Raw genomic sequence first — 14,932 nt, 5'->3', positions numbered from 1 at the left:
CCCCGTCGTACCCTGGACAGTGCGAGGCCGCCGTCAGCCGTGCGGCCGTGACGAGGAGGAAGCGCAGGCCTTCAGCGCCGGCCCATGACAGAGACACCCACAGCTCACACCCCCGCGCAGGAGCAGGCGAGAGCACAGCTCACCGTCCCCGCCCAGCACCCCATGGTGACCGTACTGGGTTCCGGCGACTCCCTCCTGCGCGTGATCGAGAGGGCCTTCCCGGCGGCCGACATCCACGTCCGGGGCAATGAGATCAGCGCGGTCGGTGACCCGGTCGACGTCGCCCTGATCTCGCGCGTGTTCGACGAGATGATGCTGGTGCTCCGCACCGGGCAGCCGATGACGGAGGACGCAGTGGAACGCTCGATCGCCATGCTCAAGGCGAGCGACAACGGCACGAGCGACGGGCCCGAGACCCCGGCGCAGGTGCTCACGCAGAACATCCTGTCCTCGCGTGGCCGCACCATCCGCCCCAAGACCCTCAACCAGAAGCGGTACGTCGACGCGATCGACAAGCACACGATCGTCTTCGGCATCGGCCCCGCCGGCACCGGCAAGACCTACCTGGCCATGGCCAAGGCCGTGCAGGCCCTCCAGTCCAAGCAGGTCAACCGGATCATCCTGACCCGCCCGGCGGTGGAGGCGGGCGAACGCCTCGGCTTCCTGCCCGGCACGCTGTACGAGAAGATCGACCCGTATCTGCGCCCGCTGTACGACGCGCTGCACGACATGATCGACCCGGACTCCATCCCCCGGCTGATGGCCGCCGGGACGATCGAGGTCGCGCCGCTCGCCTACATGCGCGGCCGCACCCTCAACGACGCCTTCATCATCCTGGACGAGGCCCAGAACACGAGCCCCGAGCAGATGAAGATGTTCCTCACCCGCCTCGGCTTCGACTCGAAGATCGTGATCACGGGTGACGTGACCCAGGTCGACCTGCCCGGCGGGCAGAAGTCCGGCCTGCGGCAGGTGCAGGAGATCCTCGAAGGCGTCGAGGATGTCCACTTCTCCCGGCTGTCGTCCCACGATGTCGTACGGCACAAGCTGGTGGGCCGTATCGTCGACGCGTACGAGCAGTACGACAGCAAGCACGGCACCGAGAACGGCGGCTCGTCCAAGGGCGGCCGCGGCACGACCGGCGCCAAGGGCTCCAAGGGGAAGTAGACCAGCACGACCATGTCGATCGACGTCAACAACGAGTCCGGCACCGAGGTAGACGAGCAGGCGATCCTGGACATCGCCCGCTACGCGCTCGCGCGGATGCGCATCCACCCGCTCTCCGAGCTCTCGGTGATCGTCGTGGACGCCGACGCCATGGAGCAACTGCACATCCAGTGGATGGACCTGCCGGGCCCCACCGATGTCATGTCGTTCCCGATGGACGAGCTCCGGCCGCCGTCCAAGGACGACGACGAGCCGCCGCAGGGGCTGCTCGGGGACATCGTGCTGTGCCCGGAGGTCGCCGCCCGGCAGGGCGCCGAGGCGCCCACCCGGCACTCCATGGACGAGGAGCTCCAGCTGCTCACCGTCCACGGCGTGCTGCACCTGCTCGGGTACGACCACGAGGAACCCGACGAGAAGGCCGAGATGTTCGGCCTCCAGGCGGCCATCGTGGACGGCTGGCGGGCCGAGCGCGGCCTGACCGGCCCGTCCCCGGCGCCGACCGTCTCGTAAGCGGGCCGCATGTCCGCTCAGCTCGTGCTCGGCGCGATCGCGCTCGTCGTCGTGGCCTGGCTCGCCGCCTGCGCGGAGGCGGGCCTCGCCCGCGTCTCCAGCTTCCGCGCCGAGGAGGCCGTGAAGTCCGGCCGGCGGGGCAGCGCCCGGCTCGCCCAGGTCGCCGCCGACCCCACCCGCTATCTGAACGTGGCCCTGCTGGTCCGCGTGGCCTGCGAGATGGCCGCCGCGTCCCTGGTCACCTACGCCTGCCTCCAGGAGTTCCCGGCCACCTGGCAGGCCCTGCTGGTCGCGCTCGGCGTGATGGTCCTGGTGTCCTACGTCGCCGTCGGCGTCTCGCCGCGCACCATCGGCCGCCAGCACCCGATCCACACCGCGACCGCGGCGGCCTATGTGCTGCTGCCGCTGGCCCGGATCATGGGCCCGGTGCCCTCCCTGCTGATCCTCATCGGCAACGCCCTCACACCCGGCAAGGGCTTCCGGCACGGTCCCTTCGCCTCCGAGGCGGAGCTGCGCGCGCTGGTCGACCTCGCCGAGAAGGAGTCGCTGATCGAGGACGAGGAGCGCCGGATGGTGCACTCGGTGTTCGAACTGGGCGACACCCTGGTGCGCGAGGTCATGGTCCCGCGCACCGACCTGGTCACCATCGAGCGCTTCAAGACCATCCGTCAGGCCCTCACCCTGGCCCTGAGGTCGGGCTTCTCGCGGATACCGGTCACCGGTGAGAGCGAGGACGACATCATCGGGATCGTGTACCTGAAGGACCTGGTCCGCAAGACGCACATCAGCCGGGAGGCGGAGGGCGACCTGGTGTCCACGGCGATGCGCCCGGCCGTGTTCGTGCCCGACACCAAGAACGCCGGCGACCTGCTGCGCGAGATGCAGAAGGAACGCAACCACGTCGCCGTCGTCATCGATGAGTACGGCGGCACCGCCGGCATCGTCACCATCGAGGACATCCTGGAGGAGATCGTCGGCGAGATCACCGACGAGTACGACCGGGAACTGCCGCCCGTGGAGGACCTCGGCGACGACCGGTTCCGGGTCACCGCCCGCCTGGACATCACCGACCTCGGCGAGCTGTACGGCCTGGAGGAGTACGACGACGAGGACGTGGAGACCGTCGGCGGGCTGCTCGCCAAGGCGCTCGGCCGGGTGCCCATCGCCGGTGCGTCCGCGGAGGTCGCGCTGCCGGACGGACGGGTGCTGCGGCTGACCGCGGAGGCCGCCGCGGGCCGCCGGAACAAGATCGTCACGGTGCTGGTGGAGCCGGTCCCGGTGCCGGCCGCCGAGGAGGAGAAGGCCGAGTGACGCCCCAGGAGCTGCGCGCCTTCTGCCTCTCCTGCAACGCGGCGGTGGAGGACTTCCCGTTCGGCCCGGAGTTCTCGGTCTTCAAGGTGCTGGGCAAGATGTTCGCCCTGACGAACCTGGACGCGCGGCCCCTGACGGTCAACCTCAAGTGCGACCCGGAGGACGCGGTCCGGCTGCGCGGCGAGCACGAGGGGCTGATCGTCCCCGGCTGGCACATGAACAAGCGGCACTGGAACACGGTGACCGTCGACGGGGGACTGCCGGACCGGTTGGTCAGGGAGCTGATCGAGGACTCCTACGACCTGGTGGTGGCGGGACTGCCGAGGGCGGAGCGGCTGCGGCTCGACCGGCCGTGACGCACCCGTCGCGGGGCGGGCGCGGCGCGGCTTCGTATGCTCGGGACATGACCGAGAGCACCGGGCTTGACCCCGAGGACCGCAAGATCGTGACCCTGGCCCGTTCCGCGCGGGCCCGCAACGTCGTGCCCGAGGGCGCGGCCGTACGGGACGAGACCGGGCGCACCTATGTCGCCGGGACGGTGGAGCTGCCCTCGCTGAGGCTGAGCGCGCTGCGGACCGCCGTCGCGATGGCCGCGGCCTCGGGCGCGCGGTCCCTGGAGGCGGCGGCCGTGGTGAGCGACGCGGACACGGTGCCGGCCGAGGACCTGTCCGCCGTCGCCGACCTCGGCGGCACCGGGACCCCGGTCCTCCTCGCCGCCCCCGACGGCACGGTCCGCACCACCGTCCCGGCCACCTGACGCACGGTTTGCCGGGCGCGGTTTCCGGGACCTGTGGTGGGGTGGCTGTGGCGGCGCGTCAGAGTCGCCGCCCCGCGGTACGGTCCGCAGCACCGTCCCGGCCACCTGACGCACGCCGGCCGCCCTCCGGGCTCCGTCCCCCAGGGGGCCGGTGCGCCGGGTGGGGCTCCCGGGCCTGACGCGGGGTGGCTGTGGCGGCGTGTCAGAGTGCGTCGGGGCCGCGCTCGCCGGTGCGTACCCGCACGACCGTCTCGACGGGTACGGCCCAGACCTTTCCGTCGCCGATCTTCCCGGTCCGGGCCGCCCGGACCACCGCGTCGATCACGTCCTCGGCGACCGCGTCCTCCACGACCACCTCGATCCGCGCCTTCGGCACCAGGTCGACCCGGTACTCGGCCCCCCGGTACACCTCGGTGTGCCCGCGCTGCCGGCCGTAGCCGCTGGCCTCGGTCACGGTCAGCCCGTGCACGCCCAGCTCCCGCAGGGCGTTCTTGACCTCGTCCAGACGGTACGGCTTGACGATCGCGGTGATGAGCTTCATGCCTGGGTCTTGACCTTCTGGGCGGTGAGCGGAGCGGAGTGGGAGACCGGGGCGCCGTGGCCCAGGACGCCGTGATCGTATGCGGTCTCGGCGTGCACCGTAAGGTCCAGCCCGGTGTACTCCTGCTCCTCGCTCGCCCGGAAGCCCAGCACCCTGTCGAGCAGTCTGCCCAGCCCGTACGTCACCGAGAACGCGTACGCCCCGACGGCCGCCACCGCCAGCGACTGCCGGCCCAGCGGGGCGAGTCCGCCGCCGTGGAACAGGCCCTCCGCGCCGCCGGTCATCGCCTTCTGGGCGAACAGGCCGATCAGCAGGGTGCCGATGATTCCGCCGACCAGGTGGACGCCGACGACGTCCAGGGAGTCGTCGTAGCCCAGCTTGAACTTCCAGCTCACCGCGTACGAGCAGACGACACCGGCGGCCAGGCCCACGACCAGCGCGCCGGGCAGGGAGACCGTGCCGCAGGACGGGGTGATCGCGACCAGGCCGGCCACCGCGCCGGAGGCGGCGCCCAGGGTGGTCGGGTGGCCGTCGCGCCGCTGCTCGACGAAGAGCCAGCCGAGCAGCCCGGTGCAGCCGGCGGCGAGGGTGTTGAGGAACGCGGCGGCGGCGAGGCCGTTCGCGCCGAGCGCGGAACCGGCGTTGAAGCCGAACCAGCCGAACCACAGCAGACCGGCGCCCAGGATCACCATGGGCAGGTTGTGCGGGCGCATGGCGTCCTTCTTGAAGCCCAGCCGGGGTCCGAGGACCAGGCACAGGGCGAGACCGGAGGCGCCGGAGGTGATCTCGACGGGCAGCCCCCCGGCGAAGTCGAGGGCGCCGAGCCGGTCGGTGATCCAGCCGCCGGGGCCCCACACCCAGTGGGTGACCGGAACGTATACCAGCAGGGTCCACACCGGTACGAAGACCAGCCACGCCGAGAACTTCGTGCGGTCCGCCACCGCGCCGCTGATCAGCGCGGCCGTGATGACCGCGAAGGTCAGCTGGAAGGTGGCGAACAGCACGGTGGGGACCGTGCCGTGGACGCTGTCCGGGCCGAGGCCGCGCATCCCCGCGTGTTCCAGGCCGCCGAGCAGCCCGCCGCCGAGGTCGTCGCCGAAGGCGAGGGAGTAGCCGGCCGCCAGCCAGACCACCGTGACCAGGGCGATCGACACGAAGCTCATCATCAGCATGTTGAGGACGCTCTTCGTGCGGACCATGCCGCCGTAGAACAGGGCCAGGCCCGGGGTCATCAGCAGGACGAGGGCGGTGGCGGCGAGCAGCCAGGCGGTGTCGCCGGTGTCGACGTGGGGTGCGGCGAGGGTCACGGGCGTCTCCAACGGGTGGGGGCTGCGTCAGAGGGTCACCGGTGCGCGTTTCCGGTCGTGTACGGGTGTGTTTCCGTGACGTTTCGTTGCCGGTGGGTTTCCGGGAGCTCACCGGCGGGGGCGGTTGCCGACGGTGGTACGGCGCGGCTCCGTGGATCAGGGAGAATGGGCGGCATGAGCGTTCGTACCCAGACTTCCGAGCAGCCGGCCGAGTCCGTCCACCGCGCCGGCTTCGCCTGCTTCGTGGGCCGCCCCAACGCGGGCAAGTCCACCCTGACGAACGCTCTGGTCGGGCAGAAGGTGGCGATCACCTCCAACCGCCCCCAGACCACCCGTCACACGGTGCGGGGCATCGTGCACCGGCCGGACGCGCAGCTGATCCTGGTCGACACCCCCGGGCTGCACAAGCCGCGCACGCTGCTCGGCGAGCGGCTGAACGACGTGGTCCGCACGACCTGGGCCGAGGTCGACGTGATCGGCTTCTGTCTGCCGGCGGACCAGAAGCTCGGCCCCGGCGACCGGTTCATCGCGAAGGAACTGGCCGGGATCAAGAAGACCCCGAAGGTCGCGATCGTCACCAAGACCGACCTGGTCGACCCCAAGGCCCTCGCCGAGCAGCTGATCGCCGTCGACCAGCTGGGCAGGGAACTGGGCATCGAGTGGGCGGAGATCGTGCCGGTGTCGGCGGTCGGCGCCAAGCAGGTCGATCTGCTGGCCGATCTGCTGATCCCGCTGCTTCCCGAGGGCCCGGCGCTCTACCCCGAGGGCGACCTGACGGACGAGCCCGAGCAGGTGATGGTGGCCGAGCTGATCCGCGAGGCCGCGCTGGAGGGGGTGCGGGACGAGCTGCCGCACTCCATCGCGGTGGTCGTGGAGGAGATGCTCCCGCGCGAGGACCGCCCCGCCGACCGGCCGCTCCTCGACATCCACGCGAACGTCTACATCGAGCGCCCCAGCCAGAAGGGCATCATCATCGGCCCCAAGGGCAAGCGCCTGAAGGAGGTCGGCATCAAGTCCCGCAAGCACATCGAGGCGCTGCTGGGCACGCCGGTCTTCCTGGACCTGCACGTCAAGGTGGCCAAGGACTGGCAGCGCGACCCCAGGCAGCTGCGCAAGCTGGGCTTCTGAGCCTCATCCCCGCTGGGCCCGCAGCACCTCCCGGTACCAGTGGTACGACGCCTTCGGGGTGCGGGTGAGCGTCGGGTGGTCCACGTGGACCAGGCCGAAGCGGCGGGTGTAGCCCTCGGCCCACTCGAAGTTGTCCAGCAGGGACCAGACGAAGTAGCCGCGGACGTCCACGCCGGCCGTGAGGGCGGTGTGCACGGCGCGGATGTGGGCGTCCAGGTAGGCGATGCGGTCCTGGTCGTCGACGCCCTCGTAGGAGCAGCCGTTCTCCGTGATGACGACGGGCGGGAGCCGGTCGCCGTAGCGGTCGCGGAAGCCGGTGAGGAGTTCGGTCAGCCCCTCGGGGACCACCGGCCAGCCGAAGTCGGTCACCGGGCGGCCCTCGATCTCCCGTACCGAGAAGGGCAGTTCGGCGGGGAGGTCCAGGCCTCCGTACGTGCCGTTCCCGTCCCCGGGCGCCCCGACCCGGGAGGGCGCGTAGTAGTTGATCCCGTACCAGTCGACGGGCCGGGCGATGATCTCCAGGTCCGCCGCGACGTCCCCGGGCATCAGCTCGGCCCAGCCCTCGGGGTACGCGCCGAGGATCAGCGGCTCGGCGAACAGCCGGTTCAGCAGGGTGTCGTAGAGGTCCGCCGCCGCCCTGTCCGCCGGGTCCCCGGACGCGGGCCAGACCGGGCCGTGGGAGTTGGCGATGCCGATGTCCGTGGCGCCGGCCGCGCGCAGTGCCGCTACCGCGAGGCCGTGGGCGAGGAGCTGGTGGTGGGCGGCCGGCAGGGCGTCGAAGAGGAGCCGCCGGCCGGGTGCGTGGGCACCGATGGCATGGCCCAGCAGGGTGTGTTCCGCCGGTTCGTTGAGGGTGATCCAGGTGTCCACCCGGTCGCCGAGCCGGTCCGCGACCACCGAGACGTAGTCGGCGAACCGGTACGCCGTGTCCCGGTCCAGCCAGTCCAGGGAGGCGGGCAGGTCCCAGTGGAAGAGGGTGGGCACGGGCCGTACGCCCGCCGCGCACAGCTCGTCCACCAGGCGGTCGTAGAAGTCCGGGCCGCCGGGGGAGTTCACCCGGGGCCAGGACACGGAGAAGCGGTACGCGTCCACGCCGAGGCCGGCGAGCAGGGACACGTCCTCGGGGTAGCGGTGGTAGTGGTCGCAGGCCACCGCCGCCGTGGAGCCGTCCCGCACCCGCCCGGGTCCGGCCGTGAACACGTCCCACACGGACGGCTCCCGCAGCGCGGCCGCGCCCTCGATCTGGTGGGCCGAGGTCGACACGCCCCACAGGAAGCCGGCCGGGAACCGGGGGATCTCGGTGCCTGCGTCAGTCGCCATGGGCGGGATCATCCGCAGCCCCGGCGACGGAAGTCAACGCCCCGTCACGCGCCTTCCTTCAGTACCCGTGTCACCAACTCCCTCTCGTCGTCCGTGAGCCGGGGATCGGCCGTGCACACCGTGCGGCCGTCGACCGTGATCTCGTAGCTGAAGCCGTCCGGGACGCCCGCCGGGGGGGCGGCCTGGCCGGATGCGAGGACCCGCCCGGCCAGGGCCTGCCACTCCTCGGCGTCGGGCCGGTCGGAGGTGTCCACCTCGGCCCGGCGCTCGATGCCCGCGAAACCGCCCGTACGCAGTACTCGAATTCGCATGGGTCCGTGTCTAGTACGGAATCAGAGCGTGCGCACCCCCACCTGTTCCCATGCCTTCTGCACGGCCCGCAGCTCGTCCCCGGCGCCGTACCGCTCGCGGGTCGCCTTCACCGTCAGCGTGGCGAAGTCGGTGAACTGGGCGTTCTCCTTGAGGTCCCCGCCGGTCAGCACGTCGTACCAGATCTGCCCGGCCTTCTCCCAGGCGTAGCCGCCGAGGGCGGTGGCGGCCAGGTAGAAGGCGTGGTTGGGGATGCCGGAGTTGATGTGCACGCCGCCGTTGTCGCGGCCGGTGCGGACGTAGTCCTCCATCCGCGCCGGCTGCGGGTCCTTGCCGAGGACGTCGTCGTCGTACGCCGTGCCCGGGGCCTTCATCGAGCGCAGGGCCACCCCGGTGACGCGCGGGGCGAGCAGCCCGGCGCCGATCAGCCAGTCGGCCTCGGCGGCGGTCTGGCCGAGGGTGCGCTGCTTGATCAGCGAGCCGAAGACGTCGGAGAGCGATTCGTTCAGCGCGCCGGACTGGCCGTGGTAGTCCAGGTTGGCGGTGTGCTGGGTGACGCCGTGGGTCAGCTCGTGGCCGATGACGTCGACCGGGATGGTGAAGTCGAGGAAGACCTCGTTGTCCCCGTCGCCGAAGACCATCTGCTCGCCGTTCCAGAAGGCGTTGTCGTAGCCCTCGCCGAAGTGCACGGTGGCGTCCAACGGCATGCCGTTGCCGTCGATGGAGTGCCGGCCGTACACCTTCAGATACAGGTCGAAGGTGGCGCCCAGGCCCGCGTAGGCCCGGTTGACGGAGGCGTCGGAGCCCGGCTCGGAGCCCTCCTCGCGGACCTTGGTGCCGGGCAGGTCCTGGGTGTGCTCGGCGTCGTAGATCGTGCGGTGCGGCTGGTCGGCGGCGGCGCCCTCGGGCGCGGCGACGGCGCTCGCGCCGATGACCGTGGTCAGGCGGCGCTTGGTGCGCTGGTAGGCGTCGTGCTCCAGGGAGCGGCGGGCCGGGCCGGACAGGGCGGGGTCGTCGTTCCGGGCGAGCTTGTCGAGGACGTGCGGCGGCACGATCGTGCAGAAGACGGGCTCGAAGCCCCCGTTGCAGGTCATATGGGAACCATCGCATTGTGTGACTCCACTGTCACTACCTGCCACCATGATTGGTGAAATACTCGGACAACTGTGGCCACGCTGCGTGACGTTGTGGTAGGGCGATGTGGTGCCGCGCACTTTTTGTCCGACTTTGCCGTGGGGTCCCGCATACTGGGACAGGCCCGCGCGCCCGGGACGGCTCGGCTAGGCTGCGGAGCATCATGCGTTCCTGGCTGCTTCTTCTTAGCTGCCGCGGCGAGGGTCTGTAGCCGAGGCCGACTCCCTCCCCGCGGAGCTCTGGCGTTGCGTCGTCGGCCGTCCACTCGGATATCCGGGACACCCTGAGGAGCCCACGCATCATGGCCAACCGCCAGCAGCCCAGCCCCATGCCGATCCACAAGTACGGCCGCTACGAGCAGGTCGACATCCCGGACCGCACCTGGCCGGACCGGCGGATCACCGCCGCGCCCCGCTGGCTCTCCACCGACCTGCGCGACGGCAACCAGTCCCTGATCGACCCGATGTCGCCCGAGCGCAAGCGCCGGATGTTCGACCAGCTGGTGAAGATGGGCTACAAGGAGATCGAGGTCGGCTTCCCCGCCTCCGGCCAGACCGACTTCGACTTCGTGCGCTCGATCATCGAGGAAGAGGGCGCGATCCCGGACGACGTCACCATCTCGGTGCTGACCCAGGCCCGCGAGGACCTGATCGAGCGCACGGTGGAGTCCCTCAAGGGCGCCAGGCGCGCCACCGTCCACCTGTACAACGCCACCGCGCCGGTCTTCCGCCGGGTCGTCTTCCGCGGCTCCAAGGACGACATCAAGCAGATCGCCGTCGACGGCACCCGCCTGGTCATGGAGTACGCCGAGAAGCTGCTGGGCCCGGAGACCGAGTTCGGCTACCAGTACTCGCCGGAGATCTTCACCGACACTGAGCTGGACTTCGCCCTGGAGGTCTGCGAGGCGGTCATGGACGTCTGGCAGCCCGGCCCGGACCGCGAGATCATCCTCAACCTGCCCGCCACCGTGGAGCGTTCGACCCCCTCCACGCACGCGGACCGCTTCGAGTGGATGCACCGCAACCTGACCCGCCGCGAGTACGTCTGCCTGTCCGTGCACCCGCACAACGACCGCGGCACCGCCGTGGCCGCCGCCGAGCTGGCCCTGATGGCCGGCGCCGACCGCGTCGAGGGCTGCCTGTTCGGGCAGGGCGAGCGCACCGGCAACGTCGACCTGGTCACCCTGGGCATGAACCTGTTCTCCCAGGGCGTCGACCCGCAGATCGACTTCTCCGACATCGACGAGATCCGCCGTACGTGGGAGTACTGCAACCAGATGGAGGTCCACCCGCGCCACCCGTACGTGGGCGACCTGGTCTACACGTCCTTCTCCGGCTCCCACCAGGACGCCATCAAGAAGGGCTTCGACGCCATGGAGGCCGAGGCGAGGGCCAAGGGCGTCACGGTCGACGACATCGAGTGGGCGGTGCCGTACCTGCCCATCGACCCCAAGGACGTCGGCCGCTCCTACGAGGCCGTTATCCGCGTCAACTCCCAGTCCGGCAAGGGCGGCATCGCCTACGTCCTGAAGAACGACCACAAGCTGGACCTGCCGCGCCGGATGCAGATCGAGTTCTCCAGGATCATCCAGGCGAAGACCGACGCCGAGGGCGGCGAGATCACGCCGAAGGACATCTGGGCCGTCTTCCAGGACGAGTACCTGCCCAACCCGGACAACCCCTGGGGCCGCATCCAGGTCAGGACCGGCCAGTCCACCACGGACACCGACGGCGTGGACACCCTCACCGTCGAGGCCACCGTCGACGGCCGCGACACCGTCCTGACCGGTTCCGGCAACGGTCCGATCTCGGCCTTCTTCGACGCCCTGCACGCCCTCGGCGTCGACGTACGCCTGCTGGACTACCAGGAGCACACGATGAGCGAGGGCGCCTCCGCGCAGGCCGCCTCCTACATCGAATGCGCCATCGACGGCAAGGTCCTGTGGGGGATCGGCATCGACGCGAACACGACCCGCGCCTCGCTGAAGGCCGTCGTCTCCGCGGTCAACCGCGCCACCCGCTGACGACCCGCGCACCGGGTTCCCGCCCGCCGCGCACCGGCGCGCGGGACCCGGTTTTCGGCCATCGCGCCCCCCAGGTCACGGAAAGGTCTCCTCCGGGGTACTGACTGCGCCTCCCGGATGTGGCTAACATCACGCCAGCGCGGCGATGTTGCCGCGCCGTTACGGAGGTGCGACGTGCTGCCAGTACGGGGACGAGACGGCCGTGCCACCGGGGCCCTGCGCATCCTGGGCACCCGCACCGCGTGGACGCCCGTCGGCGACGGAGAGTTCTTCTGTCCCGGCTGCGGCGGCGACCGCAACTACCAGCGGCTCACCGGCCGCCGCAGGCTCACCCTGTTCGGCGTGCCCCTGCTGCCGCGCGGCGAGACCGGGCCGGTGGTGGAGTGCGCCGCGTGCCGGCACCACTTCGGCACCGACGTCCTGGGCCACCCGACCACCCGCCGCTTCTCCGCGATGCTCCGCGACGCCGTGCACACCGTCGCCCTCGCGGTCCTCGCCGCGGGCGGCACCGCCTCCCGCACGGCCCTGGAGACGGCCGCCGCCACCGTCCGCGCGGCCGGCTTCGCCGATTGCACCGAGGAGCAGCTCGCCGCCCTGGTCGACGCCCTCGCCGCCGACACCGGCCGGTACTTCGAACAGCCGTCCGGGGCTGGGCTGACCATAGAGCTGCACGAGGCCCTGGACCCGCTCGCCCCGCACCTCGCCCCGGCCGGCCGCGAGGCGCTGCTCCTCCAGGGCGCCCGCATCGCCCTCGCCGACGGCCCCTACACCCCCGCCGAACGCGACGCCCTGGCCACCGTCGGCGCGGCCCTCACCCTCCGCGCCGACGACGTGGGCCGGCTGCTGGCCGCCGCCCGCACCCCCTCCTGATCACCCCGGCGGAGTAAGGACGGCGCCGCCGGCGCGGGCAGCATCAAGGCGTGACCCCGCGCCGCCGCACCCTCGCGACCGTCCTCGCCCTCCTCACCGCACTCGGCACCCTCTCCGCGCTCACCGCCCGGCAGCCGGCGCACGCCGCACCCGGCGCCTGCGCCTCCTCCCTCCCGTACGTCTCCGGACAGGGCGGCTACGCCGTCTACCGCATCCCCGCCGTGGTCAGGACCCGGTCCGGCACCCTCCTCGCCTTCGCCGAGGGCCGCCGCGGCGGCGCCGGCGACAGCGGGGACATCGACGTCGTGCTGCGCCGCTCCGCCGACGACGGCTGCACCTGGGGCCCGCCGGCCGTGGTCGCCGCCGGCCACGGGGACACCCGGGGCAACCCGGCACCCGTCGTCGACCCGCGCACCGGCGCCATCGTCCTGGTGACCTGCGGCAACAGCGGCAGCGCCACCGAGGCGCGGATCATGCGCGGCGAGGTCACCCCCGAGCAGGGCCGCCGGGTCTACGTCCAGCGCAGCGCGGACGACGGCCTGCACTTCACCGCCCCCCGGGACATCACCGGCACGGTGAAGCGGCCCGGCTGGCGCTGGTACGCCACCGGCCCCGGCCATGCCCTCGCCCTCACCCACGGCCCCCACACCGGACGTCTGCTGATCCCCGCCAACCACTCCGCGGCCCCGCCCGCCGGCTCCCCCGACACCGGCCAGGAAGCCAAGTACTACGGCGGCCACGCCCTCTACAGCGACGACGGCGGCCACACCTGGCACCTGGGCTTCGTGGACGCGGTCCACGACGGCGTGACCAACGTCAACGAGACCAGCGCCGCCCAGCTCCCCGACGGCCGCGTCTACCTCTCCGCCCGCGACCAGAACGGCACCGCCCCCGGCAACCGGCTCGACGCCCACTCCAGCGACGGCGGCCGGTCCCTGGACCGCCCCTACGCCGCCCAGCCCACCCTGAACACCGTCCCCGTGGTCCAGGGCAGCGTCCTGCAGCCCGACACCCCGGACGCGCCCCTGCTGTTCTCCGCGCCCTCCGTGCCCACCGCCCGCCGCGCCCTCGCCCTGTGGGCCAGTGCGGACGCCGGCCGCGTCTTCATCCCGCTGCTCACCCTCACCGACCGCCCGTCCGCGTACTCCGACCTCGTCCAGCTCGGCCGCCACGACATCGGCGTCCTCTACGAGACCGGCATCACCGGCCCGTACGAGGCCCTGGAGTTCCGCCGGATCCCGCTGCTCTGAGGGCCACGGGTGGGGGCGGGTGCTTTCCGGCGCCCAGGAGTGGATGATGTGGTGCGGTGATCGGCTACGACGGGGGGCGTCCGGCATGAGCGTGAACGTGAACGGAACCGAGGAGTTCGAGGAGCTGCGGCCGCTGCTGTTCTCCATCGCCTACCGGATCCTGGGCAGCGTCAGCGAGGCCGAGGACGCCGTCCAGGAGACCTGGCTGCGCTTCACCGCCTCCCCGGTCCGGCCCCGGTCGGCCAAGGCGTTCCTGTCGGCCACGGTGACCCGGCTCTCCATCGACGTCCTGCGCTCGGCCCGGGTCCGCCGGGAGGCCTACGTCGGCCCCTGGTTCCCCGAGCCGCTGCTCGCCGACCCCTACCAGGACCCGCAGCGGTCGGCGGAGCTGGCCGACTCGGTGTCGATGGCCGCCCTGCTGCTCCTGGAGCGGCTCAGCCCGCTGGAGCGCGCGGTGTTCGTGCTCCGGGAGGTGTTCGACTTCGGCTTCCCCGAGATCGCCCAGGCGGTCGACCGCTCGGAGGCGGCCTGCCGCCAGCTCCTGGTGCGGGCCCGGCGCCACATGACCGAGGGACGGCCCCGCTTCGAGGCGGACCGCACCGAACGCGAGGAACTGGCCTCCCGCTTCTTCGACGCGCTGCGCGAAGGCGATGTCATCGGGTTGCGGGACCTGCTCGCCGCCGATGTGTCGCTGGCCGGCGACGGCGGCGGCAAGGCGCCCCAGCTGGCCCGGAGCGTCCTGGGCGCCGAGAACGTGGCCCGGCTGCTCACCACCGTCTTCCCCCAGCTCACCGGGCTCGGTGTCACCTGCGAGCCGCACCAGGTCAACGGGCAGCCCGGCGCGGTCTTCCGGGACCCGGAGGGCAGGGTCCTCAACGCCGTGGCGCTCGATGTCCTCGACGGGCGGATCCAGGCCATCCGCATCGTGGTCAACCCCGACAAGCTCGGCCACCTGGGCCCGGTGGCGGACGCCTGGGCGGTCCACTACGCGCTGCGGGAGACACGCCGGGGAGCACGCTGAGCGCCGAGCGCGGGCACGCACGCTGACTCCAGCGCGCCGGGCGCCCGCCACGTACCGGGCCGTTCGGTGGGTGCCGGTGTCCGGCGGGGGTGTCCCAGCACCGGGTGTCTGCCGGGGCCGTTCCACGGCGGGTGTCTGCCGCCCGCCGCGCCCTTCGGCGGGTGCCGGTGTCCGGCGTGACCGTTCCGCGCCCGACGCGTGACTGTCCTGTCCTGTCCCGAGTCCCCGGCGGGTGCCGGGGTCGTCTTGCGTTGGGTGCGTGACCGTCTCGTCGTGCGCTGAGT

15 protein-coding genes are annotated in these 14,932 nt (G+C 71.9%); 10 read left to right on the top strand and 5 right to left on the bottom strand.

The features are described 5' to 3' along the window. Positions 1-84: 84 nt before the first annotated feature. The 5 genes from AB0E62_RS15430 to AB0E62_RS15410 are packed head-to-tail and all read left to right on the top strand — an operon-like array spanning position 85 to position 3,745. Positions 85-1,167, top strand: coding sequence for a PhoH family protein (locus AB0E62_RS15430; RefSeq protein WP_362192694.1), 1,083 nt, complete (start codon positions 85-87; stop codon positions 1,165-1,167). A 12-nt stretch (positions 1,168-1,179) separates the two neighbouring features. Beyond that, positions 1,180-1,677: an rRNA maturation RNase YbeY gene (gene ybeY / locus AB0E62_RS15425; protein ID WP_030777220.1), complete on the top strand. Its 498-nt coding sequence runs from the start codon at positions 1,180-1,182 to the stop codon at positions 1,675-1,677. 9 nt (positions 1,678-1,686) lie between these two features. Then, the gene (locus AB0E62_RS15420) at positions 1,687-2,988 is read left to right on the top strand and encodes a hemolysin family protein (protein ID WP_362192691.1); all 1,302 of its coding nucleotides are present in this window, start codon (positions 1,687-1,689) and stop codon (positions 2,986-2,988) included. Beyond that, positions 2,985-3,344 (top strand): MmcQ/YjbR family DNA-binding protein, encoded by a 360-nt coding sequence (locus AB0E62_RS15415; protein WP_362192688.1) that lies wholly within the window; start codon positions 2,985-2,987, stop codon positions 3,342-3,344. Before AB0E62_RS15420 ends, AB0E62_RS15415 begins: the two co-directional genes overlap by 4 nt. A gap of 47 nt (positions 3,345-3,391) precedes the next feature. After that, entirely contained in the window at positions 3,392-3,745 is a 354-nt protein-coding gene (locus AB0E62_RS15410; protein ID WP_362192685.1) for a cytidine deaminase, read from the top strand. Between the two features lie 202 nt (positions 3,746-3,947). Here AB0E62_RS15410 and AB0E62_RS15405 read toward each other — a convergent pair whose 3' ends face one another. Together AB0E62_RS15405 and AB0E62_RS15400 are read right to left on the bottom strand one after the other, a co-directional pair. Continuing rightward, positions 3,948-4,286 carry a P-II family nitrogen regulator gene (locus AB0E62_RS15405; RefSeq protein ID WP_362192683.1) on the bottom strand — a complete coding sequence of 113 codons (339 nt, stop codon included), beginning with the start codon at positions 4,284-4,286 and terminating at the stop codon, positions 3,948-3,950. After that, entirely contained in the window at positions 4,283-5,593 is a 1,311-nt protein-coding gene (locus tag AB0E62_RS15400) for an ammonium transporter (RefSeq protein WP_362192680.1), read from the bottom strand. Before AB0E62_RS15400 ends, AB0E62_RS15405 begins: the two co-directional genes overlap by 4 nt. Positions 5,594-5,767: 174 nt before the next feature. Between AB0E62_RS15400 and era the strand changes: the two genes are divergently transcribed. After that, positions 5,768-6,721, top strand: a complete 954-nt coding sequence (gene era / locus AB0E62_RS15395; RefSeq protein ID WP_362192677.1) for a GTPase Era — start codon at positions 5,768-5,770, stop codon at positions 6,719-6,721. A 3-nt stretch (positions 6,722-6,724) separates the two neighbouring features. Here the strand turns inward: era and AB0E62_RS15390 are convergent, their stop codons facing one another. From AB0E62_RS15390 to AB0E62_RS15380, 3 genes are read right to left on the bottom strand one after another with little or no spacing between them, the layout of a single operon-like run. Then, positions 6,725-8,041 carry a GH1 family beta-glucosidase gene (locus AB0E62_RS15390; protein WP_362192674.1) on the bottom strand — a complete coding sequence of 439 codons (1,317 nt, stop codon included), beginning with the start codon at positions 8,039-8,041 and terminating at the stop codon, positions 6,725-6,727. Between the two features lie 44 nt (positions 8,042-8,085). Continuing rightward, on the bottom strand, positions 8,086-8,352 hold the full coding sequence (locus tag AB0E62_RS15385) for a protealysin inhibitor emfourin (RefSeq protein ID WP_362192671.1): 267 nt from the start codon (positions 8,350-8,352) through the stop codon (positions 8,086-8,088). 21 nt (positions 8,353-8,373) lie between these two features. Continuing rightward, the gene (locus AB0E62_RS15380) at positions 8,374-9,444 is read right to left on the bottom strand and encodes a M4 family metallopeptidase (protein WP_362192668.1); all 1,071 of its coding nucleotides are present in this window, start codon (positions 9,442-9,444) and stop codon (positions 8,374-8,376) included. Between the two features lie 341 nt (positions 9,445-9,785). Here AB0E62_RS15380 and leuA point away from each other — a divergent pair, with 341 nt between their 5' ends. From leuA to AB0E62_RS15360, 4 genes are all read left to right on the top strand, one after another. Further along, positions 9,786-11,507: a 2-isopropylmalate synthase gene (gene leuA, locus AB0E62_RS15375; protein WP_362192665.1), complete on the top strand. Its 1,722-nt coding sequence runs from the start codon at positions 9,786-9,788 to the stop codon at positions 11,505-11,507. A gap of 174 nt (positions 11,508-11,681) precedes the next feature. Then, on the top strand, positions 11,682-12,377 hold the full coding sequence (locus AB0E62_RS15370; RefSeq protein WP_362192662.1) for a TerB family tellurite resistance protein: 696 nt from the start codon (positions 11,682-11,684) through the stop codon (positions 12,375-12,377). A 50-nt stretch (positions 12,378-12,427) separates the two neighbouring features. Further along, positions 12,428-13,627, top strand: coding sequence for a sialidase family protein (locus tag AB0E62_RS15365; RefSeq protein WP_362192659.1), 1,200 nt, complete (start codon positions 12,428-12,430; stop codon positions 13,625-13,627). A gap of 97 nt (positions 13,628-13,724) precedes the next feature. Beyond that, a complete protein-coding gene (locus AB0E62_RS15360) occupies positions 13,725-14,648 on the top strand; it encodes an RNA polymerase sigma-70 factor (RefSeq protein WP_362192836.1) in 924 nt (307 codons plus the stop codon). The last annotated feature ends 284 nt before the right edge of the window (positions 14,649-14,932 follow it).

Origin of the sequence: Streptomyces sp. NPDC038707, assembly GCF_040636485.1 — a bacterium.
In the GTDB taxonomy this organism is placed as follows: domain Bacteria; phylum Actinomycetota; class Actinomycetes; order Streptomycetales; family Streptomycetaceae; genus Streptomyces.
This window is presented reverse-complemented; position numbering and strand designations above follow the sequence as displayed.

Coding starts and splice junctions, on each gene's coding strand:
- AB0E62_RS15430 (WP_362192694.1), top strand. CDS start 85: ATGACAGAGACACCCACAGCTCACACCCCCGCGCAGGAGCAGGCGAGA.
- AB0E62_RS15405 (WP_362192683.1), bottom strand. CDS start 4,286: ATGAAGCTCATCACCGCGATCGTCAAGCCGTACCGTCTGGACGAGGTC.
- era (WP_362192677.1), top strand. CDS start 5,768: ATGAGCGTTCGTACCCAGACTTCCGAGCAGCCGGCCGAGTCCGTCCAC.
- AB0E62_RS15380 (WP_362192668.1), bottom strand. CDS start 9,444: ATGACCTGCAACGGGGGCTTCGAGCCCGTCTTCTGCACGATCGTGCCG.
- AB0E62_RS15420 (WP_362192691.1), top strand. CDS start 1,687: ATGTCCGCTCAGCTCGTGCTCGGCGCGATCGCGCTCGTCGTCGTGGCC.
- ybeY (WP_030777220.1), top strand. CDS start 1,180: ATGTCGATCGACGTCAACAACGAGTCCGGCACCGAGGTAGACGAGCAG.
- AB0E62_RS15385 (WP_362192671.1), bottom strand. CDS start 8,352: ATGCGAATTCGAGTACTGCGTACGGGCGGTTTCGCGGGCATCGAGCGC.
- leuA (WP_362192665.1), top strand. CDS start 9,786: ATGGCCAACCGCCAGCAGCCCAGCCCCATGCCGATCCACAAGTACGGC.
- AB0E62_RS15410 (WP_362192685.1), top strand. CDS start 3,392: ATGACCGAGAGCACCGGGCTTGACCCCGAGGACCGCAAGATCGTGACC.
- AB0E62_RS15390 (WP_362192674.1), bottom strand. CDS start 8,041: ATGGCGACTGACGCAGGCACCGAGATCCCCCGGTTCCCGGCCGGCTTC.